The 21,593-nt window shown below is 37.2% G+C and carries 16 protein-coding genes; 9 read left to right on the forward strand and 7 right to left on the reverse strand.

The annotated features are described in order from the left end of the window. The first annotated feature begins 55 nt into the window (after positions 1 to 55). Entirely contained in the window at positions 56 to 1,108 is a 1,053-nt protein-coding gene (gene thiL, locus KRODI_RS07525) for a thiamine-phosphate kinase (protein ID WP_013750995.1), read from the forward strand. Here thiL and KRODI_RS07530 read toward each other — a convergent pair. Both KRODI_RS07530 and KRODI_RS07535 read right to left on the reverse strand, forming a co-directional pair. Further along, positions 1,105 to 1,359, reverse strand: a complete 255-nt coding sequence (locus KRODI_RS07530) for a hypothetical protein (RefSeq protein WP_013750996.1) — start codon at positions 1,357 to 1,359, stop codon at positions 1,105 to 1,107. The genes thiL and KRODI_RS07530 overlap by 4 nt on opposite strands. Positions 1,360 to 1,532: 173 nt before the next feature. Next, positions 1,533 to 2,321, reverse strand: a complete 789-nt coding sequence (locus KRODI_RS07535; protein ID WP_013750997.1) for an alpha/beta fold hydrolase — start codon at positions 2,319 to 2,321, stop codon at positions 1,533 to 1,535. A 35-nt stretch (positions 2,322 to 2,356) separates the two neighbouring features. Between KRODI_RS07535 and brnQ the strand changes: the two genes are divergently transcribed. Next, positions 2,357 to 3,631 (forward strand): branched-chain amino acid transport system II carrier protein, encoded by a 1,275-nt coding sequence (brnQ, locus tag KRODI_RS07540; protein ID WP_013750998.1) that lies wholly within the window; start codon positions 2,357 to 2,359, stop codon positions 3,629 to 3,631. Here brnQ and KRODI_RS07545 read toward each other — a convergent pair. Beyond that, the gene (locus KRODI_RS07545; RefSeq protein ID WP_013750999.1) at positions 3,628 to 4,284 is read right to left on the reverse strand and encodes a hypothetical protein; all 657 of its coding nucleotides are present in this window, start codon (positions 4,282 to 4,284) and stop codon (positions 3,628 to 3,630) included. The genes brnQ and KRODI_RS07545 overlap by 4 nt on opposite strands. Positions 4,285 to 4,383: 99 nt before the next feature. Between KRODI_RS07545 and KRODI_RS07550 the strand changes: the two genes are divergently transcribed. Then, complete coding sequence (locus tag KRODI_RS07550) at positions 4,384 to 5,709, forward strand: aspartate kinase (protein WP_013751000.1); 1,326 nt, start codon at positions 4,384 to 4,386, stop codon at positions 5,707 to 5,709. 84 nt (positions 5,710 to 5,793) lie between these two features. On the opposite strand, the gene KRODI_RS07555 is transcribed toward KRODI_RS07550, so the two are convergent. Then, entirely contained in the window at positions 5,794 to 7,086 is a 1,293-nt protein-coding gene (locus KRODI_RS07555) for an aminopeptidase P family protein (protein ID WP_013751001.1), read from the reverse strand. Between the two features lie 240 nt (positions 7,087 to 7,326). Between KRODI_RS07555 and KRODI_RS07560 the strand changes: the two genes are divergently transcribed. From KRODI_RS07560 to KRODI_RS07580, 5 genes are all read left to right on the forward strand, one after another. Beyond that, positions 7,327 to 8,091, forward strand: coding sequence for a carbonic anhydrase family protein (locus tag KRODI_RS07560; RefSeq protein ID WP_013751002.1), 765 nt, complete (start codon positions 7,327 to 7,329; stop codon positions 8,089 to 8,091). A 192-nt stretch (positions 8,092 to 8,283) separates the two neighbouring features. Beyond that, positions 8,284 to 11,154 (forward strand): WD40/YVTN/BNR-like repeat-containing protein, encoded by a 2,871-nt coding sequence (locus KRODI_RS07565; protein ID WP_013751003.1) that lies wholly within the window; start codon positions 8,284 to 8,286, stop codon positions 11,152 to 11,154. 398 nt (positions 11,155 to 11,552) lie between these two features. Next, on the forward strand, positions 11,553 to 12,221 hold the full coding sequence (locus KRODI_RS07570; RefSeq protein WP_013751004.1) for a succinate dehydrogenase cytochrome b subunit: 669 nt from the start codon (positions 11,553 to 11,555) through the stop codon (positions 12,219 to 12,221). Between the two features lie 12 nt (positions 12,222 to 12,233). Continuing rightward, positions 12,234 to 14,246, forward strand: a complete 2,013-nt coding sequence (locus KRODI_RS07575) for a fumarate reductase/succinate dehydrogenase flavoprotein subunit (protein WP_013751005.1) — start codon at positions 12,234 to 12,236, stop codon at positions 14,244 to 14,246. Positions 14,247 to 14,253: 7 nt separating this feature from the next. Next, positions 14,254 to 15,000 carry a succinate dehydrogenase/fumarate reductase iron-sulfur subunit gene (locus KRODI_RS07580; RefSeq protein ID WP_013751006.1) on the forward strand — a complete coding sequence of 249 codons (747 nt, stop codon included), beginning with the start codon at positions 14,254 to 14,256 and terminating at the stop codon, positions 14,998 to 15,000. Positions 15,001 to 15,267: 267 nt separating this feature from the next. Here the strand turns inward: KRODI_RS07580 and KRODI_RS15655 are convergent, their stop codons facing one another. Both KRODI_RS15655 and KRODI_RS07585 read right to left on the reverse strand, forming a co-directional pair. After that, entirely contained in the window at positions 15,268 to 15,420 is a 153-nt protein-coding gene (locus tag KRODI_RS15655; protein WP_013751007.1) for a hypothetical protein, read from the reverse strand. Positions 15,421 to 15,706: 286 nt separating this feature from the next. Further along, positions 15,707 to 17,947: an inorganic phosphate transporter gene (locus KRODI_RS07585; RefSeq protein ID WP_013751008.1), complete on the reverse strand. Its 2,241-nt coding sequence runs from the start codon at positions 17,945 to 17,947 to the stop codon at positions 15,707 to 15,709. 321 nt (positions 17,948 to 18,268) lie between these two features. On the opposite strand from KRODI_RS07585, the gene KRODI_RS07590 reads away from it, so the two are divergent. Continuing rightward, the gene (locus KRODI_RS07590; RefSeq protein WP_041295652.1) at positions 18,269 to 18,634 is read left to right on the forward strand and encodes a toxin-antitoxin system YwqK family antitoxin; all 366 of its coding nucleotides are present in this window, start codon (positions 18,269 to 18,271) and stop codon (positions 18,632 to 18,634) included. 90 nt (positions 18,635 to 18,724) lie between these two features. Here the strand turns inward: KRODI_RS07590 and KRODI_RS07595 are convergent, their stop codons facing one another. Further along, a complete protein-coding gene (locus KRODI_RS07595; protein ID WP_148235992.1) occupies positions 18,725 to 21,544 on the reverse strand; it encodes a TonB-dependent receptor in 2,820 nt (939 codons plus the stop codon). Positions 21,545 to 21,593 lie beyond the last annotated feature (49 nt).

The raw sequence follows: 21,593 nt of genomic DNA on the forward strand, positions 1-21,593 counted from the left end.
CTAGCTATCCTATTTTGAAAGTAATAAAAGAAGATGTTTAAGTATCTTTGCACCTATGTTAGAAGATAAAAATCAAGAGCGCACTTCGCTATCAGAATTAGGAGAATTTGGTCTTATTGACCACTTAACAAAGCACTTTAAAATCCATCATAAAAGCACGGTAGTTAGCGTGGGTGATGATGCTGCAGTGTTGAAGTTTCCTAAGAGTCAGGTTATTGTTACTACAGACCTTCTTGTAGAGGGTGTACATTTTGATTTAAGTTACGTGCCATTAAAACATTTAGGATATAAATCAGTGATGGCAAATCTATCTGACGTGTACGCTATGAATGCAGAGGCTACTCAGATTACAGTTTCAATCGCGGTTTCAAATCGTTTCCCACTAGAGGCACTAGAAGAATTATATGCAGGCATTCAAACTGCATGTACTAACTATAAAGTGGATCTTATAGGTGGGGATACTACATCGTCTAATGTAGGTTTAGTAATAAGTGTTACGGCAATAGGCCACGCAGCACCTAAAAAAATTGCAAAGAGATCTACTGCCAAAGCTGGAGATTTACTTGTGGTAACAGGAGATATAGGTGCAGCATATATGGGTTTACAAATCCTAGAGAGAGAAAAGGCAGTTTTTAAAGTAAATCCTAACAGCCAGCCAGATCTTGAGCAGTATAGTTACCTTATTGAACGCCAACTTAAACCAGAAGCACGTAAAGATGTTAAGGGAATTCTAGAATCTCTAGAAGTACAGCCTACATCAATGATTGATGTAAGTGACGGACTATCATCAGAAGTACTGCATATATGTAAAAATTCTGGTGTAGGGTGTAATCTATATGAAGATAAAATCCCGCTTGATCCTCAAGTTATAAGTAGTTGTGAGGAGTTTGAACTAGATAGTACTACTATAGCATTAAGCGGAGGAGAGGATTATGAGCTTTTATTTACAATTAGTCAAGATGACTTTCCAAAAATAAAAGCAAACCCTAATTTTTCTATTATAGGTCACATGACAGAAGAGAAAGAAGGTATACACCTCATCACACGAGCAAATACTAAAATACCATTAGTTGCTCGTGGATGGAATGCACTTCAAAAAGAAGATTAAGAGGTACGAGCGAGTTTGCGCGTGTAAAACTCTTCGTATACCTCATTAATACGACGTAACTTAGGTGTCAATGGTGTGTAATGACCATATCCATCTAACGTGTATTGTTTTTTACACTGTGAGCATTCAAATTCTTTTAGATTGGACTCGTAACGCTTTGTAATTCTATACTTATGTCCAAATAATTTACAGCCTACAGTAGTGAGTGGGTTGATACTTTGTTTTTCTGATTTAAGGTTGATTGTTTTCATTCAGGGGTTGATTTGGGATACACAAATAAAGGAATCATCTGTGAAATACACAAATTTACCGATAAAATACTTAAAATTTTAACATTTAAGCCCAACTATCAAAATATCTATTCGCCCTTAATTAGTGCTTCCTCATTCGAGAAGATTGCCTAATCATCTTAATAGCTAACTTGTCAAGTGCTAGACGAGGCAGATAGAAAGTCAAGTATATTATTAATAGTCTCTGTAGCATTAGTAATATGTGACATATGTCCGCTTTCTATGATAGAAAAGAAATTTGTAGACTTCTTATAACTTATTTTATGAGTTTCTGCATCAATGAGCAAATCAGAATTTCCTAAAATCATTCCCGTTGTGATAGCAGTTGTTTTCCAAAACTCAGAACTGTCTGGTCTATCTTTCATTCCAGAATTTGCAGCAATATATCCTTGCACAGGTGTATTAAGCGCTAGTTCAAGTGCATACTTTATTTCTGTCGTATGATTCGTACTTGCTTTTTTGTCAAAAAGATTTATAAATGACATTCTAACAAGTTGTTCATATTGTTTTTTTGCCATCACATTTGCTCGTGATCTCAATTTTTTTCTAGCGTCGTCATCAGGTTCTGGAGTGGAGTTAAGAAGACATAATTTTGATACAAATTCTGGATACGCTTTCGCGAAAGCGATACCCACATAACCTCCCATGGAGTGTCCTATTATCGTAATTTTTTTAAGCGCTAGCTGATTTGCGACAGCAGCAACTGCAGCAGCCATTTCTTCCATACTATGAACATAACCTACAGACTCTGAAAATCCATGGCCTAATAAGTCAATGCAGATGACGCGGTGGTGATCACACAAAACGCTAAGGAAATGATCCCACATCATGTGATTTCCTAAGAATCCGTGTAGTAAGATTACGGGTGTTCCTTTTCCTTGATCTGTATAAAATATGGAAGCACCTTTGTGGTTAATAGTCATTAGTTCTATATTGGAGGGCAAATATCACGCAACCTATGAGAATGACCAAACAAACCTTCATCACAGCCTTTGCTTTATTTTCTCTTTTTTTCGGTGCAGGTAACTTAATCTTGCCATCCTTTCTAGGTTATAATGCCGGGAGCTCTTGGTTATTTGTGCTGGCAGGTTTTCTTATTTCGGCGGTGGTAGTGCCTATTCTTGCAATTTACGGCCATGCAAGACTGCAAGGAACGTTGATTGATTTTGCAAAAAAAGTTTCACCACTCTTTGCGCTTCTATATACAATTGTTGTTTATGCTATTTCTATCGCATTGCCGGGCCCGCGTACTGCCTCTGTGACTTATGAGATGGCAATTGCTCCCTATTTTGAAATTTCTAGTTGGCTGTGGAGTACGATATACTTTGGATTAGTCCTGTTATTTGTGCTTAATAGATCTAAGATGATGGATCTAGTAGGTAAATATCTTACTCCTGCTATTCTCATTATTTTGGCATTGGTGATTGGTATTGGGATATTTGGAGAGTATGAGCCTATGCGTGCATCAATTTTTGATAGTACGCTCACTAGCGGAATCTTAGAAGGTTATCAAACTTTTGATGCCATAGGTGGAGTGGTTGTAGGAGGAGTGATCGTGATTTCTCTTGGTTTTAAAGAGGGCTCCAGTAGAGCAAAGCAACGTTTATTAACTAGAGCAGGAATCATTGCAGGTATAGGATTGTTACTAATATATGGAGGACTTATCTATCTAGGCGCTCTAAGAAGTGGTGGTATAGAGATGACAGATCGTACGGCACTTCTCAACCTTCTTAGTACAGATACATTAGGAGTTATAGGTACTAAGGTGCTGGCTGTTTTAGTGAGTTTAGCTTGCTTTACAACGGCTGTAGGAATCGTAACAGGAACTGCAGATTTTGTAAAAGGAATCCTAGGGAACTCGCAAGTAGCTTATACCATCACAGCAATTCTAGGAGCCATACTTGGTGTTGTAATGGGGCAACTAGATGTAAATTCTATCATTATAGTTGCTGTACCAGCACTTATGTTTATTTACCCTATCACTATCGTGTTAATATTACTTAACGCAATGCCTAGAAGGTGGACGGCACCAGTTGTGTTTAGAGCAGTAGTAATTGCTACTATACTCTTTAGCGCACCAGATTTTTGGGCCTCTGTAGGTTTTGGTGACCAGATGAAAGTGCTGCAGGAAATGATTCCGCTAGGCACCGTAAGTTTAGGTTGGTTATTACCTGCTGTGGTGACTTATATAATGGTGAGTGCTATTACGCTTTCGCGAAAGCGTACCATCTAAGACTGTAACTTCTTAATGGTAGAAAACGCACGATCAACAAGGTGGTCTTCTACTAGGATAATAAATTCATTAGTGGTCGAAATAACCTCTTGTAATGAAATACCTTCCCAAGCCAAACGCTTAAATATCTGGTAGTATAAACCTGCAACAGCAGTGTTACCCTGTGGAAGTCTTATGCTTATAGCAGATAAGTTATCTTGAAATCCAAGAATGCTTTCTGTCTCAAAATGATTACGAATGTTCTCCTCCTCACTAGAAGAGCTTATGAGCGTGCTTTCATGAATACCACGTGTAAACGTATAAAACACCTGTGTGTTTGTAGCAATAGTGCTTAATATCTGAGCATGATTCTGGATAAGTGTACCAGAATTTTGAAAGGTAAACACAATAAGCTTAGAACGTACTGTGATATCACCTAGCGTACTAAGTACCTCCTTTAAGCGCAGCGACTTCTGCGTATCTGTAGGTGATGCATAACGACGCAACGCCATTAAGATAGCTCCATCTTTTACAGGTTTCTTAAGGAGCTGTGAGACTTGAGGGTTGAGGTTCTCAGCGAGAGCCGCATAATTAATAATCTTCTGTGATAATGCCTCTTCTAGGTAAGGTTGCTGTGCGATAATCTCTGATACGCAGTCGGATATAGTATTCAAATCGTTATATAGTTAACATTTTGTTCAAAATTAGTCTATTTTCTTCATTTATGTGGTGGTAATCTAACTCTGAAATACTTTTGTTTAAAAATATCACGTATGCAAGTTTTAAAATTTGGGGGTACCTCCGTTGGGTCTATAGAAAATATGATTTCAGTAAGACATATTATTGACACGCCAACTCCTAAAATAGTAGTGCTTTCTGCAATGTCTGGTACTACTAATGCCTTAGTCCAAATCGCAAATGCCGCAAGAGCTTCAAATCTTGCAGAAGCAAACCAGCTAAGTAGCAGCCTGCAGTCTAGGTATGACGATGTAGTGGAGCAGTTAATTACAGATAAAAGGTTAAAGCCTCTTGTAATAGGATATGTAGATGAGATTTTTGCAGAGATAGAGCGACTTTCATCTGAAGATTTTAGTGATCAAAAAGCGGAGGCAATTGTAGCGCAAGGAGAATTACTTTCTACTTTTATATTTTGTCATTTCCTAGAGCAAGAAGGGCTTAAAGCTGTCTTGTTACCTGCGCTAGAATTTATGCGAATTGATAAAGAGCATGAGCCAGATCAATTTTACATCGCGCAAAACTTACGTCGAGTAATTGAGCAGACTGATGATAGTGTGGTGTATATCACCCAAGGTTTTATATGCCGTAATTATTATGGTCAGATTTCAAACTTACAACGTGGAGGAAGTGATTATACAGCAACTATAATAGGGGCTGCAATACAGGCAAGTGAGGTGCAAATCTGGACAGACATAGATGGCTTTCACAATAATGACCCTAGAGAAGTTGAGAAAACAAAAGCTATAGGTGCACTCTCTTATGATGAGGCGGCAGAGTTGGCTTATTTTGGAGCCAAAATTTTGCATCCTCAAACAGTGCAGCCGCTACGTGAGGATCGTATACCGTTAAGACTTAAAAATACGATGGAGCCAGATGCTCCTGGAACAGTAATAACTCATAGATCTGAAGGGGAAGGGATAAAAGCAATCGCTGCCAAAGATGGGATTACAGCACTGAAAATAAAATCTAGTAAGATGCTACTAGCACATGGATTTTTAAGTAAAGTATTTGCAATCTTCCAGCGCTATGAGACTTCCATAGATATGATTACCACTTCAGAAATTGCGGTGTCACTCACGATTGATGACACAACACATCTTGATGCTATACAAGCAGAGTTGTTACAATTTGCGCAAGTGGTGGTAGATAAAAATCAGACTATTATCTGTCTTGTAGGTAATGAGGTAAATCGCCATGCAGATACACACAAGTTATTCCAAGTGCTCCAAGACGTGCAAGTGCGCATGATTTCTTACGGAGGAAGTGATCATAACATATCATTGCTAGTCGCAACGGAGGATAAACGTAGTGCTCTAGAGCTATTACAGCGTTATGTATTTTCTCTTCCTGTAGCAAACTAAGAAGTTCTTATAACTATAAAAGCCCGTTTTCAATGTGAAAACGGGCTTTTATAGTTTGATAGCTTTCGCGAAAGCGTACTTATTTTACTTATTCATAAGATCTTCAATCTCCTCAACTGTGATAGGAATGTCACCCATAAGATTTACAGGAGCTCCATTTTCTTGGATGACTAGATCATCCTCTATACGTATCCCAAAACCTTCTTTAGGAATGTATATTCCAGGCTCTACAGTAAACACATTGTTGGCTTGCATAGGTTCATGTAGCAATCCGTAATCATGAGTATCAAGTCCAATATGGTGAGAAGTACCGTGCATAAAATACTTCTTATAAGCAGGCCAGTCTGGATTCTCATTCTGCACATCTGCTTTGTCAAGTAACCCTAGACCTAGTAACTCAGAAGTCATCAGTTTACCCACTTCTACGTGATATTGTTCCCACATAGTGCCAGGTACTAACATTTTTGTAGCGTCATCCTTTACGCGTAATACTGCGTTATAAACATCTTTTTGTCTGTCTGTAAACCTTCCATTAACAGGAATGGTTCTTGTCATGTCACTTGAGTAGTTTGCATACTCTGCTCCTACATCCATTAATATAAGTTCTCCATCTTTACACTGATTGTTGTTTTCAATGTAGTGAAGTACGTTTGCGCTATTACCAGAAGCTATGATTGGTGTGTACGCAAACTTCTTAGAGCGATTGCGTAAGAATTCATGCATGTACTCTGCTTCAATCTCATACTCCCAAACTCCAGGTTTTACAAACCCAAGCACGCGACGGAAACCTTTATTAGTAATATCACAAGCCTTCTGCATTAGATCTAACTCGATAGGATCTTTTACAGAACGTAAGCGCTGTAGGATTGGGTTACTTTTTGCAACACTGTGCGCTGGATATTTTGCTTTCCACCATTTTGTAAAACGATCTTCTCTTGTCTCAAGTGCTACAGACTGGCGATAGTGTTCATTAGTGTTTACATATACAGTATCTGCATACGTCATAAGCTCTGCAAACACTTTCTCTAAGTCTTGAAGCCAAAAAACTGTTTTGATTCCTGAAGTTTCTAATGCTTTTTCCTTTGTAAGTTTTTCTCCTTCCCAAACTGCGATGTGATCGTTAGTTTCTGTTAAGAAAAGGATCTCACGATATTGCTCTTTTGGACAGTCTGGAAATAAAACAAGGATAGACTCTTCTTGATCAACGCCGCTTAAATAAAAAATATCACGATGTTGCTCAAAAGGAAGAGTAGAGTCTGCGCTTACTGGGTAAGTGTCATTACTATTAAAAACAGCAAGACTCTTAGGCTTCATTTGCGCCATAAAGTTTTTGCGGTTTTTTATAAAAAGGGTGTTGTCTATTAAGTCGTATTTCATAATTGTGACTTTTTATGCGGGTGTATCTATTATTCTTTAATCTACTATTGTAAAAGTACAAATTAGAACATGCTTTTTAGTGAAAATAGCATCACAATAATTGACTGTCAATATCACTGTAGAAGAGCATATGAGTTAATTATTGGTTAAAATAATAGCATAAGTTTTAAAAATGATAGTATTACTATTAAATTTGAAACTAGTTATATCGTTATGAATAACTAAATAAAAATTAGAAAAATGAGAAAGCTATTAAATGTATCACTAGTTGCGATTTGCATGATTTTTTTAAACTCTTGTAAAGAGAACTCCAATGAAATTGCACAAGAAAAACCAGCAACTCCTGAGGTGGTAGAAAACAAAGTCGTACAAAGCATTATGACAGCCGAGGAGCAAGCTGGAATGACTCCTGACGAAATTATAAATCGACTAAAAAAGGGAAATCAGAACTTTATAGATAATAATTTGACACAACGCGACCACTCCGCACAAAGGAGAAAAGCCACTATAGGTCAATATCCTAAAGCGATTGTGCTTTCTTGTGTTGATAGTAGAGTACCTGTAGAAGATGTTTTTGACCTAGGAATAGGCGATATTTTTGTTGCAAGAGTAGCGGGTAATATTGAAAATAGAGATATCGTGGGCTCTATGGAATTTGCTACAGCCGTTGCAGGATCAAAAGTAGTAATCGTAATGGGTCATACAGAATGTGGCGCAGTAAAGCATGCTATAGATAATACGGATGCTGCATCTATGGGTATGAATTCTCTTTCAGATTTACTTGATGAGATTAAACCGTCAGTACTTGAAACCGAGAATGATGGCGACCTATCTTCTAAGAATGTTGCATTTACTAATAATGTAATTCACAAAAATGCTATTAAAACGGTTGAAGATATCCGAGAGCAATCACCTAAAATGGCAGCAATGGAAAATGATGGTACGATTAAAATTGTTTCGGCGATATATGATATGGAAACTGGTAAAGTAAATTTTATTAATTAAATATGATAGACTCACAATTGATGATGTAATCGGTTTTAATGCTCTCCTAGCTTTAATAAGTTTCGGAGAGCATTTCTTTTTGGGTGTTGATTCTTGCAAACCATTCTGTATAATGTCTGTTAAACAAAAACCAAAAGTTTTCTTAAAATAAGTCCTTTCCGTATTTTCATTGCCTTATAAAATCCAAACCAAATGAAATTACGTTATTTCCTTGCCTCAAGTGCGGTTCTTTTTGCACTTACTAAAGGGCAGTCACAACAACCAGCGACCTCTATACAATTACAAGAACAGGCAGTGCTTCAAAAAGAGCAGTCGCTTAGTAACAGTATTGTAAAAAATATCCCTTTTGAAAATATAGGGCCTTCGGTAATGAGTGGTCGTATTGTAGATATTGCGGTAAATCCAGAAATGCCTTCAGAGTTTTATGCAGGCTATGCAAGTGGTGGTTTATGGTACACTAATAATAATGGAACCACTTTTACACCAGTAATGGATAATGCACCTACGCAGAACGTAGGAGAAGTGACCGTAGACTGGAAAAGCGGAACAATATGGGTAGGTACTGGAGAGAATAACGCCTCTAGATCTAGTTATGCGGGTATCGGGTTATTAAAATCTACAGATAAAGGAGCGACATGGCAAAATATGGGACTTATAGATAGTCATCACATAGGGCGTATTTTAATAAACCCGTCTAATCCAGATGAGGTTGTCGTAGGAGCATTGGGTCATCTATATTCAGATAACGAAGAGCGAGGAGTTTATAAAACAGCAGATGGCGGTAAGACCTGGAAGAAAACCTTATTTATTGATAATAAAACGGGAATTATAGATATAGATAATGATCCTACAAATTTTAATTTGATGTATGCCTCGGCATGGCAAAAGGATCGCAAAGCGTGGAACTTTGAAGGAGCGGGCGCTGGATCTGGAATCTATAAGAGTACAGATGGTGGAGATACTTGGCAACAACTTACTAATTTTCCATCTGGTGATGGTGTGGGTAGAATAGGTATTGCGGTGTATGACGAGAATACGGTGTATGCTGTGCATGATAGCCAATTTCGACGTGAGGGCGAGGGAAAAAAATCATCTTCAAATAAGTTAGAAAAAGACGATTTTAAAACAATGTCTAAAGAGGCACTACTAGCTCTTGATGACAAGAAACTAGATGATTACCTAAAGCGCAATGGTTTTCAAGAAAAATATCGTGCTGCAAACGTAAAATCTATGGTACGTCAAGGAGATGTACAGCCAGTAGATCTTGCCACGTACTTAGAAACTGCAAATACACAAATGTTTGATACGCCTGTAGTAGGGGCAGAGGTGTATAGATCTAATGATGGTGGGGCCACATGGAAAAAAACTCACAAAGGCTATATAGATGATTTATATTATAGCTACGGGTATTATTTTGGGGAGATTAATGTAAATCCATCAGATGCTCAAGATATTTACATTTACGGTGTGCCTATTGTGAAGTCTAAGGATGGAGGAAAGACATTTACGAGTATCAATGCTCCTAACGTGCACTCGGATCATCACGCGCTGTGGATTAATCCTAAGAATGAAAAGCACCTTATAAATGGGAATGATGGAGGGATTAATATTTCATACGATGATGGTGCTAGCTGGATAAAGGCAAATGATCCATCTGTTGGTCAGTTTTACTTTATTCAAGTAGATAATGAGGAGCCTTATAATATATATGGAGGATTACAAGATAATGGGGTGTGGGTAGCTCCTAGTACTACACAAGAAAGTAGAGGCTGGTTACAAAGCGGGCAGTACCCTTGGGAAAGTATCATGGGTGGTGACGGTATGCAAGTACAAGTAGATAGTCGTGATGCAAATATTGTGTACACAGGATTTCAGTTTGGAAACTACTTCAGGATTAATCGCGAGACGGGAGAAAACAAGCGATTTGATATAAAGCACACCTTAGGAGAGAAGCCATATCGTTTTAACTGGCAAACGCCTATTTTACTAAGTTCTCATAACCAAGATATTTTATATCTAGGAGGTAATAAACTCATGAGATCTATGGATCAAGGTGATAGCTGGACTGCAATAAGCCCAGACCTTACACATGGCGGTAAGCCTGGTAATGTGGCTTATGGAACTCTTACTTCAGTTTCAGAGTCTCCTTTTCAATTTGGGTTGATATACACAGGAAGTGATGACGGTAAGATTTCGGTTACAAAGAACAGCGGTAGTGATTGGCAAGTGATAAGTAATACATTGCCTAAAGATTTGTGGGTATCACGTGTCGTGGCTTCAGAGCATAAGAAGGAGCGAGTATATGCCACCTTAAATGGATATCGCTGGGATGATTTTGCAACGTATATCTATGTATCTGATAATTATGGACAGACATGGAAGAATATTTCGGCAGGGATTCCTATGTCTCCTGTTAATGTGATTATCGAAGATCCTGTAAAAGAAAATATCATTTACGTAGGTACAGATAATGGTGCTTATGTGAGCATGAATGGTGGTGAGAGTTATAACGCTTTCGCGAAAGCGGTATCAGATAAAACCACTGCGCCACTACCGGCAGTAGCAGTTCACGATATGAAAATCCAGAAAAAAGCAAATCACCTATTACTAGGAACGCACGGCCGAAGCATATACAGAGCAGATCTAGCACCTATACAGCAAGTAAATACAGGGGCAAATGCTCAAATATTTGACATTGCTAGTGTAAGATCAAGCGGGAGATGGGGTAATAGTTGGAGCGGCTGGTCTGAACCAAACGAGCCAAATGTTGCAATCAATTACTACACAAGCAACGCAGGTAAATTTGCTATGGTTATTAAGGATGCAGAAGGGAAAGAAGTGCAACGAGCAGCATTACTGCCTTCGGCGGGACTTAATGTGTTTAATTACGATCTTTCTATAACAGAAAAAGGGAAGAAGATACTTGAAAAGGCAAACTCTTCATTAGACATTCAGAAAGCCAAAAATGGTAAGTATTATCTCCCAAAAGGAGTGTATACAGTTTCCCTTGATGGTGGAGGAGGTAATAGTAATGCAGCGCAAACTACCTTAGAGATTAAATAATATAATTAGACAAGATTTTTTAAAACCCTGTACCAAGTGTACGGGGTTTTTCGTTTTAAAAAGAGACTGATTACCGAAGAGATGATGTGATCCTTGGTTGTGTAACGTCTATTTATAAGTTTAAAATGTCATAGTAAATCTGACTGAAATAGGTCTTTGTGATTGAATTTATGCTTTCGCGAAAGCGTAAAAATTTATAAATCTCTCTTAAAAGTTTTCAATAATATTGAAAATGTTGAACGTAAAATGAAGTTTTTGCAATACCTACCTTTTAGTGTTCAACATAGTTGTGATTTTTCTTATAATCATTCTAAATAATAGCAATGCTTTCCTTGTATAGTTGCCAAAACAACGTTTGCGCCGTATTTTTGTATAGATTATTCCAAACCAAAAATTAAATGAGCGGATTATTAAAATCTTCGATTGGCCGAAAGGTAGCCATGGCGCTATCAGGTCTTTTTCTAGTTGTCTTTTTAACACAGCACTTTGTAATTAACAGTACAGCGGTTATTGCGCCAGATACATTTAATGCGTGGTCGCATTTTATGGGTACGAACCCATTAGTACAATATGGATTGCAACCTATTCTTATTTTCGGAGTGGTTTTTCACTTTGTTATGGGGTTTGTGTTAGAACTACAAAATAGAAAAGCACGTCCAGTAGGATATGCGCAGTATAAAGGAAGTGCAAATGCACCTTGGACATCACGTAATATGATCCTATCTGGGCTTGTAGTGCTTGCCTTCTTAGGACTTCACTTTTATGATTTCTGGATTCCAGAAATGATTCATAAGTATGTAGAGACGCATCCAGAAGATCCTACAAGATATTATGCAGAGACTGTTCACAAATTTGAAAGCCCTGTACGTGTAATACTATATGTGATTTCTTTTGTATTACTAGCACTTCACTTATGGCACGGATTTGCATCAACATTCCAGTCTGTAGGATTTAATAATAAATACTCTGCTGGACTTTCAAAGTTTGCTAAAGTTTGGGCAATTACAATACCTGTAGGATTTATAATAATTGCAGTATACCTGCACTTTAATCAAATTCCTCACTAAAAAAATAAAGCTATGGCATTAGATTCTAAAATACCTCAAGGACCACTAGCTGATAAGTGGACTAATTATAAAAATGAAATTAACCTTGTAAATCCTGCAAACAAACGTCTTATTGATGTAATTGTTGTAGGTACAGGTCTTGCCGGAGGATCTGCAGCAGCAACGCTTGCAGAACTAGGCTATAACGTAAAGGCTTTTTGCTTTCAAGATTCTCCACGTCGTGCGCACTCCATTGCTGCACAAGGAGGTATTAACGCAGCCAAAAACTACCAAGGAGATGGTGACTCTACCTACCGTTTATTTTATGATACGGTAAAAGGTGGTGATTACCGCTCACGTGAGGCAAACGTTTATCGTCTTGCTGAGGTTTCTACAAACATTATTGATCAGTGTGTAGCACAAGGGGTTCCTTTTGCACGTGATTATGGTGGGTTGCTAGATAACCGTTCTTTTGGTGGTGTACTTGTAAGTCGTACTTTTTATGCAAAAGGACAAACAGGACAACAATTACTACTAGGAGCATACTCTGCTATGAATCGTCAGATAGGTCGTGGTAAGATAAAAATGTATAACCGTCACGAGATGCTAGATGTCGTTAAGGTAGACGGTAAAGCTCGTGGTATTATCACTCGTAACCTTGTTACAGGAGAAATAGAACGTCACTCTGCACACGCGGTTGTACTAGGAACGGGAGGATATGGAAACGTATTTTACCTTTCTACAAACGCAATGGGCTCAAACGTAACGGCAGCTTGGAAAGCTCACAAACGAGGTGCTTATTTTGCAAACCCTTGTTATACGCAAATACACCCTACATGTATACCGGTTTCTGGTGATCACCAGTCTAAGTTAACACTTATGTCTGAATCACTACGTAATGATGGTCGTATTTGGGTGCCTAAGAAAAAAGAAGATGCTATCGCAATACGCGAAGGAAAGAAGAAGCCTACAGAGTTAACCGAAGACGAGAGAGATTATTATCTAGAGCGTCGCTACCCAGCCTTTGGTAACCTAGTGCCACGTGATGTAGCATCAAGAGCTGCAAAAGAGCGTTGTGATGCAGGTTTTGGAGTAAACAAAACTGGAGAAGCAGTATACTTGGACTTTGCAAGCGCAATCGAGCGTTACGGTAAAGAACAAGCGTATGTACAGCATAAAGATGCAAATGATAAAGCAGTCGTAACAGCATTAGGAACAGAGGTAGTACGTAATAAATATGGAAATTTATTCCAGATGTACGAGAAGATTGTAGATCAAAACCCTTACAAAACACCTATGATGATTTACCCAGCGGTACATTACACAATGGGAGGATTATGGGTAGATTATAACTTACAAACTTCTGTAGAGGGATTATATGCGATAGGAGAAGCAAACTTCTCAGATCACGGTGCAAACCGTTTAGGAGCTTCGGCGCTTATGCAAGGTCTTGCAGATGGATACTTTGTATTACCATATACAATAGGTGACTACTTATCTCATGATATACGTACGGGTCCTATCTCTACAGACTCTCCTGAGTTTGAAGAAGCAGAGCAAAACGTGCGTAAGCAAGTAGATGCTTTAGTAAATAACAATGGAACAAAATCTGTAGACTACTTCCACAAGAAGTTAGGTAAGATTATGTGGAACAAATGTGGTATGTCACGTAACGCGACAGACCTACAAAGTGCTATTGACGAAATCGCAGCACTGCGTGATGATTTTTATAAAGAAGTGCGTGTACCTGGAGGACAGAATGAATTTAATGAAGAACTTGCCAAAGCACTTCGTGTAGCAGATTTCTTAGAGCTAGGTGAGTTATTTGCAAAGGATGCATTAACTCGTAACGAATCTGCTGGTGGGCACTTTAGAGAAGAGTCTGTAGAGCTAGATGGTCCTCAAAAAGGTGAGGCACTACGTGATGACGAGAATTATACTTTTGTATCTGCTTGGGAGCATAAAGGTGCGCCTAAAGACGCAGTTCTACATAAAGAAGAATTGATTTTTGAGAATATTGAGTTAAAACAAAGAAGCTATAAATAAGAAGACGATGAAACTAACGCTAAAGGTATGGCGCCAGAAAAACGCCACAGCTAAAGGAAGCATAGTAACGTACCCAATCGATGGTATCGATGGTGATATGTCTTTCTTAGAAATGATGGATGTGCTTAATAATAAGCTCATCAGTGAAGGAGATGAACCCGTAACATTTGATCATGATTGTCGTGAGGGTATTTGTGGTTCATGTTCTATGTTTATCAACGGTGAAGCACACGGTCCAGATAGACTTGTAACAACGTGTCAGTTACACATGCGTAAATTTAAGGATGGAGATACAATTACTATAGAGCCTTTTAGAGCTGCGGGATTCCCAGTGATAAAAGATCTTATGGTAGATCGCTCTGCTTTTGACCGTATACAGCATGCAGGAGGATTTATATCTGTTAATACTTCTGGTAATACACAAGATGCAAACTCGATTCCTATTGAAAAGGAAAATGCAGATGACGCTTTTGCAGCGGCTACATGTATCGGTTGTGGAGCTTGTGTAGCAAGTTGTAAAAACTCGAGTGCTATGCTATTTGTAGGAGCAAAGGTGAGTCAGTTTGCATTACTTCCACAAGGAGAGGTAGAGGCAACTACTCGTGTTCTTAATATGGTAAAGCAGATGGATGAAGAAGGTTTTGGTAACTGTACAAATACAGGTGCTTGTGAGGTTGAGTGTCCTAAAGGGATATCTCTAGAAAACATCGCACGTATGAACCGTGAGTACCTTTCTGCGTCCCTAAAAGGATAATTTATATTCGCTTTCGCGAAAAAGTTATAGATAATAAAAAGCCCGAATTCCATATGGAATTCGGGCTTTTTTATGTTTTGCATTCTTGTTGAAAAGGTTTGATTGCGATTTGATTAGGGGTAAACACCCCGTTAATTTTTAATAAATGATGTGCATATTTGCTAGGTATAAATCCTCAAAATAATAATTATGAAAATTACAATCATCATTATCGTGTGTGTTCTTTTAGCAATCGCGTTTATACCTTAAAATTTCGGTTTAAAAATATTATAATCCTAATGCAAAGTAGGTTGCTACCACTGCAATTATTAGGATTACTAATGTTATAATTATAAAAGTCGCTCCAAAGCGTGTCTTCTTATTATCTTGAAGTAAATACTCATCTGTAGGATCTTTTTCGTCCTTAACTATATCTGCCATAATATTAATTTTTGGTTAGGTTATAATATTAAGGATTACTGCTGCTATTTCATTTTGTCTTAAGTAAGATTAACAGACGTTTTTAGTAAGCTTTAACGCTTTGAGCCGTTTTTAGGTGTTATTCGACTACATAGTTTTACTTTAATAGTAAACAAGCCTTAAATCAATTGATAGAGCCTTTTGCGGGATATGATTACGCTTTCGCGAAAGCGTATCTACATCACAAATAAAAAATGCCAGAAACAAATAATGTTTCCGGCATTTTGGTACACATATGTGATACACTTTATTTTGATCTTTTGTGCTCTGTGTTATAGAGTTCAAGTAAGTTCATGATCTCTTCTATAAGATCTTTAGTTTCTAATAATAGCCCAAAGTACAAGGTGGTATTTTTAGGACTAGACTCTTCAGATCGTGTGCGCTCTACCTGCTTTTGAATCTTATCTGTTACGTGACCATAAAGCTCTTGTTTCCTTCCTAAAAGCTTCTCTATTTTGTTGTAATTACGGTCTTTAAAAGCTTGAGCTGTTTCTTGTAAGAAGTCACACAGCTTGTTGTCTATTTCTTGTAAATCTCTAATTTGATTAAAACGTAGCGGTTTGTGATTGTTGTTAACGTGCTTGTAACTCACTTTTGCTATGTACTCAAGCGATTGAGTGATATCTTCAAGATATCCCAATATCTCTATGTAGAAGTTTGATCCTCGTACACTTGTTTCTTCTAGGTTTTTAATGAAATAGAAAATATTATTGCGCAGTTCATCTATCTCTTCATTAAGTTTTTCGACGGTGGCTCTACTCTTTCTGAGGCTTCCTACCTTATTTTTAGCAAGACCCTTTAGAGTTCCTGTATAAATTTTATCAGTACGAATAATCGTTTTTGCAATGTTATCAGCACTTTCTTCGATTATACCAGAAATGGTTTTACTTTCTGCTTTACGAAGATCTTCTTCAATTTTTGCTTCCTTATTTTTCTTTTTAGTAGATAAATAATTTCTTACCAGCATGGCAATAGCAAGGAAGAATAAGCCTATGATGGCAATATTCCCTCCTAGATACATTAGGTATGCTAGAATACCTGCCGCAGTAAATGCGCTAAATGCTGTCAAGAACCATCCGCTTATTACATTAAGAACACCAGCTACTCTATAAACAGCGCTTTCTGCTCCCCAAGCACGATCTGCTAGGGAAGTACCCATAGCAACCATAAAAGTAACATAAGTTGTAGATAGTGGAAGCTTAAGTCCAGTAGCTACTGATATAAGAACACTCGCAATTACAAGATTTACGGCAGCTCTCACCATATCAAAAGCGGGTGCTTCCGATGCTTTTGTGTGGATTACAGTCGATGGTTCAAAGCTCTTGTTTATGCTTTGGCGCAGCTTTGCAGGTAATATTTTATTAACACCATTATTTGCAATGATAACTCCACGTACTAAGTGTTGTGAAACCCAGTTAGGTTTAAATCGCTCTTTTACTTCATCTTGACGTGATAAATCTACAGAGGTTTTTACAACGCGTCTTGCTTTTTTACTAAACCACAATGTAAGAACCATGATTAAACCAGCGACCAGAAGTAAAATAGGTTGTGTAGGTACTTTATCGGCAAGCTGCTCCATGCTGAATGCACTTGGTAGTATTCCAGAACCAGACCAGGCTATAAATGAATTATAGGCAGCCATAGGAACTCCTATAAAGTTTACTAAGTCATTGCCAGCAAAGGCCATTGCGAGTGCAAAGGTTCCTAAGATGATCACAAGTTTGTATATATTCTGTTTGAGAATTGCATGAAACACCCAAGAGACTGCAGTCCAAATAATAAAATTAGCGCTTAGAAATTGAATTAAATTATCGTTTGCCCAGCTACTAAACTCAGGCGGTAAAATATTTGCTCCCTTTAATCCTTTAATAATGATAAAGTAGGAAATAGATGAAACTGCAAAACCTCCAAAAACAGCAGCTATCCAAGATGGCTTTTTCTCAAAATTAAAAGTCAAAAGGAATCTTGTTAAAAACTGTATAATAGCTCCTATAGTGAAAGCGATAAAAACAGAGAGTAGTATACCTAATATAATCTCCGTTGCTTTATCTGTATTTATATATTCACCTATCTGTGCAAGAGAATCACTATTGTTTGATATTTTAATAATGGACATAACCACAGAAGCTCCTAGTAGTTCAAATACTATAGAGACCGTTGTAGAGGTAGGCATACCCAGACTGTTAAAAATATCAAGTAGTATAATATCTGTAATCATGACGGCCATGAAAATGATCATGATTTCATCAAAATAAAACTGACTAGGATCAAAAATTCCTTTCCTTGCAACCTCCATCATCCCGCTAGAGGAAAGCGCTCCAAAAGCTATACCCACACTAGCCACAACCATCACTGTTTTAAAAGTAACCGCCTTAGATCCTATTGCGGAATTTAGAAAGTTTACTGCGTCATTACTCACTCCGACTACCAAATCTGCAATTGCGAGAATTGCCAACGCAGCAATCATAAAAATGTAAATATTTTCCATAAAATGTAAGCTGAAAAGCCAAGGTGGCAAAAATCTTAATTAAAAAAAGATTAAGCGTTATGTAAAGGTTATATCGAGCGAAAGATAATAACTTTTTACATCGAACCATAATGCAAATTTATAGTATTCGCAGTACACTAGCAGCCTGTGAACCATAAAGAGAGGTAGTTTAAAATATAATCTCAAAAATCTTTAAAAGTCTAAAAACCAGTATTTTGAGAATTCAATGTTAATTCAATGTAAACAAAATGTTATGTAAAAGTTTGTTTTATGTAAATTTTATGTTACATTTATATCATAGAAAAATTAAAATCCCAAATTATGAAAAAGATAATGATGATAGCAGTTGCATTTTTAATGGTTGTTTCAATGCAAGCTCAAGAAAAAAATAATAAGCCTACATATGTAGAAGTAGGAGACTTAGTTAAGGCAACTTTATATTTTGATAATGGTGAAGTAAGTCAAACAGGTTTTTATACTAAGGAGGGACAGGTTACTGGACAATGGATTAGTTATAATCGTGACGGAGATAAAACTGCCAAAGCTCAATATGACAATGGAACTAAAGTAGGTACTTGGTTCTTTTGGTCAAGTGATAAACTTACTGAGGTAGACTATCAAGATTCACGAGTAGCTTCTGTTAATACTTGGAAGAATGAAGGTTCAAAAGTTGCTAGTAATAGATAATAACGCTTTCGCGAAAGCGTAAAACGATACAAATAAAAAAGGTCTCCATCATGGAGACCTTTTTTTGTGGCTAATTTAAATAACGGTTGATTAGAACTTAAAGCTATAGCTCAAGCTAAAATCTTGTCCAGGGCTCCACTTAGAGTATAACTGGTCTTCTGCTTTGTAAGATTGAAAAACACTCTCGCGGTCATCATTAAGTAAGTTTCCTGCCTTAAATGTGATTGTTTGATTTTGATCTTCTCCAAATGACTTTGAAATATTGAATTTCAGGTCATTAAAAGGAAGTGTGTATACATCTGCTATTTCTCCAGCTCCTACAATTTGAAGTGTTTTACCTTGAACATTGTAGGACAGACTTGATTTCCATGCAGAATCTTCAGATTCGAAAGCAATACCAGCATTTAATAGAAATGGCGATTGTCCTTGTAAAACTCTTCCAGAGTCAAGAGTTTCTCCATCTCTAAGTAAGTTTTCTCTTAATAATCTTTCATCTTCATTATAAGTTTCATCAGACTCGATAATTGAGTAGTTTACGTTTAAAGAGAAATTGTTGAGACCTATGAAATCTAAATTTTTTCGTAGCTCAATTTCTGCTCCTATTACATTTGCATCTCCTAGGTTACGCGGTGTTACTTGTCCAGTTGCTTCGGCAAAAAATGTAAGTTCGATAGGGTCTTTGAAGCTTTTGTAAAAACCACTGAATGCAGCAAAATCGCCTACTCCAAATTTCTTTTCACTAGCACCGTAAATCTCATATCTTAGATCTAAGTTGTTAATGTAAGTAGGCTGTAAATTTATATTACCTATAAAAAGTTCGTTTTCAATTGGGTTAAATATTTGTGCAAGCGATGCCTCCTTAAATGAAGGACGGGCTGTAGTTCTAGAGTATGATGCTCTAATCTTTTTATTTCCATCCTCATTTAGATCAAATATTAAATTTGCAGAAGGAAATAAATCAGCTTTGTCTAATATTCTTTCATCATTAAAAACATTTCCTTGTTGATCTTGTCCAGTGTAGATAAGGTCAAATTTTTCAAATCGTAATCCTATAATTGCTGTGAACCACGAAGCTGGTCTAAGTTCTTCAGACGCATATAAAGCTCCTACATTGATATTTGAATCATACTGGTCATTATCATTAGAGTCTCTTCTTACAAAGAAGCCGCTGTCAGTATCAGGATTATATACGTTTTGCCCTAAAATTGCATTAGGGTCTCCGTTTAAAAGAGCGCTATTAAAGTTTCTAAAAGGTGTTGCAAAACGTATTGTTTTGAAATCACGTTGCTTATAAGTATATGCTGCACCAAATTTAAATTTTGCATCCTTTGCAAATAATTCATGCTTGCGAGTCATATCTAATTTACCAGCTAGGTTTATCTCATCAAGATTTCTGAAAAAACGGGAAGCATCACCAGATTCACTTGGGCTTATTGTAAAGCTTCCATCTTCATCATTAACTAGAAATGGAGTAGTACGGAAGTCCTTATCATCTACTCTTGAAAAAGTAGGAGACAATTTCCACTCCGTTGTCCATGAGGCATCTTCATTAGTGTGTTTTCCACTCAAAAGTACATTTGTAAGAGCACGTTCTGTATAAATTAAGATGTCCTTTTTAATGGTGTTACTGTTGTCTATTCTGTTAGTTTGACTAAGTAATGAAGCGCCAGATTCACCATTTTGTATGTGTAGTACGTTAAGACGATATTTAGAGTTGCTAGTTTTATAAGATAACCCTCCTAGTGCGCTGATAAGAACATTATTTTCTCCTCTTTCACCTTGTTGTGTTCTGTCTGTGTTTAATTCAAAAATGCTTGCATCAGTATCTTTTCTAAAACGTTGGCCATCTACATAATCATCATAATAAGTAGTTTCATTGCGGTAAGAAACGGAAGCAAGATATCCCAATTTATTATCACCTACATCATAAGAGTTTCCTGTTGTAAACGATAAGTTAAAATCTGCACCACTGTTTTCTCTCTGTGCAGCTAGTACAGGATTGAGTCTGCCCGCTAAAAAAGACGCGGTATTAGGCGTGTTTGTAGGGAAATCAAATACTTGATTCTCATTAAAAGGGTTAGTGCGCTGTCCGTTATCATAACCTAGAAAATCTGTCCCACTAGATTCGTTGCTTATGTAGCTATCGTTAAAGTGAAAATTAGGGTTATAGCCAAGGCCTATAGAAGCACTAGTTTCTTTTCCGTTAGGGATGTCTTTAGTAACTATATCAACTACACCTCCAGTAAAATCTGCTGGTTGATCTGCAGTAGAGGATTTTACAACTATGATATTTTCCAAAATTGATGAAGGAAAAATATCAAGTTGTAGTGTATTTCTATCTGGATCAAGTCCAGGTACATCTACACCATTGAGTATAGTTTTTGTATAACGATCACCTAAGCCTCTTACATATACGTATTTTCCACCCTGAACAGATACTCCAGGAATGTTCTTCACTGCAGCAGCAACATTACTAGCACCACTTTTCTTAATGCTTTCTAATGATAATCCATCGAGCAATTGAACCGATTTTTTTTGAAGATTTAAAACTGATTGCTCTGTATTTTGACGACTAGTCGATGTGATGATAACTTCGTCTAGTGATGCTCCCGATAGTGTTACATCAAGATTTGTAGTATTATTTTCTGTAACAACTACTTCAGAAATTTGCTGTGTATTATATCCAACAAAAGAAAATTCTATTACATAGGTTCCAGGAGCAATTTCTAGTGTGTATTTTCCATCAAAGTCTGATGTAGTACCCTTTGTTGTTCCTTGAACAATAACATTTGCAAATGGCAATATGTCATTGAGCTGCCCATCGTTAATAGTACCAGCGATAATTCCCGTTTGAGAATTTGCAGTTATTGCAGACAGTAAAAGTAAGAGTGAATATAAAACGGTTTTCATTATGTTATAATTCATAAGATTGCCCACCATTAATGGCGGGCAATCTATA

The organism is Dokdonia sp. 4H-3-7-5, assembly GCF_000212355.1.
Lineage (GTDB): Bacteria > Bacteroidota > Bacteroidia > Flavobacteriales > Flavobacteriaceae > Dokdonia.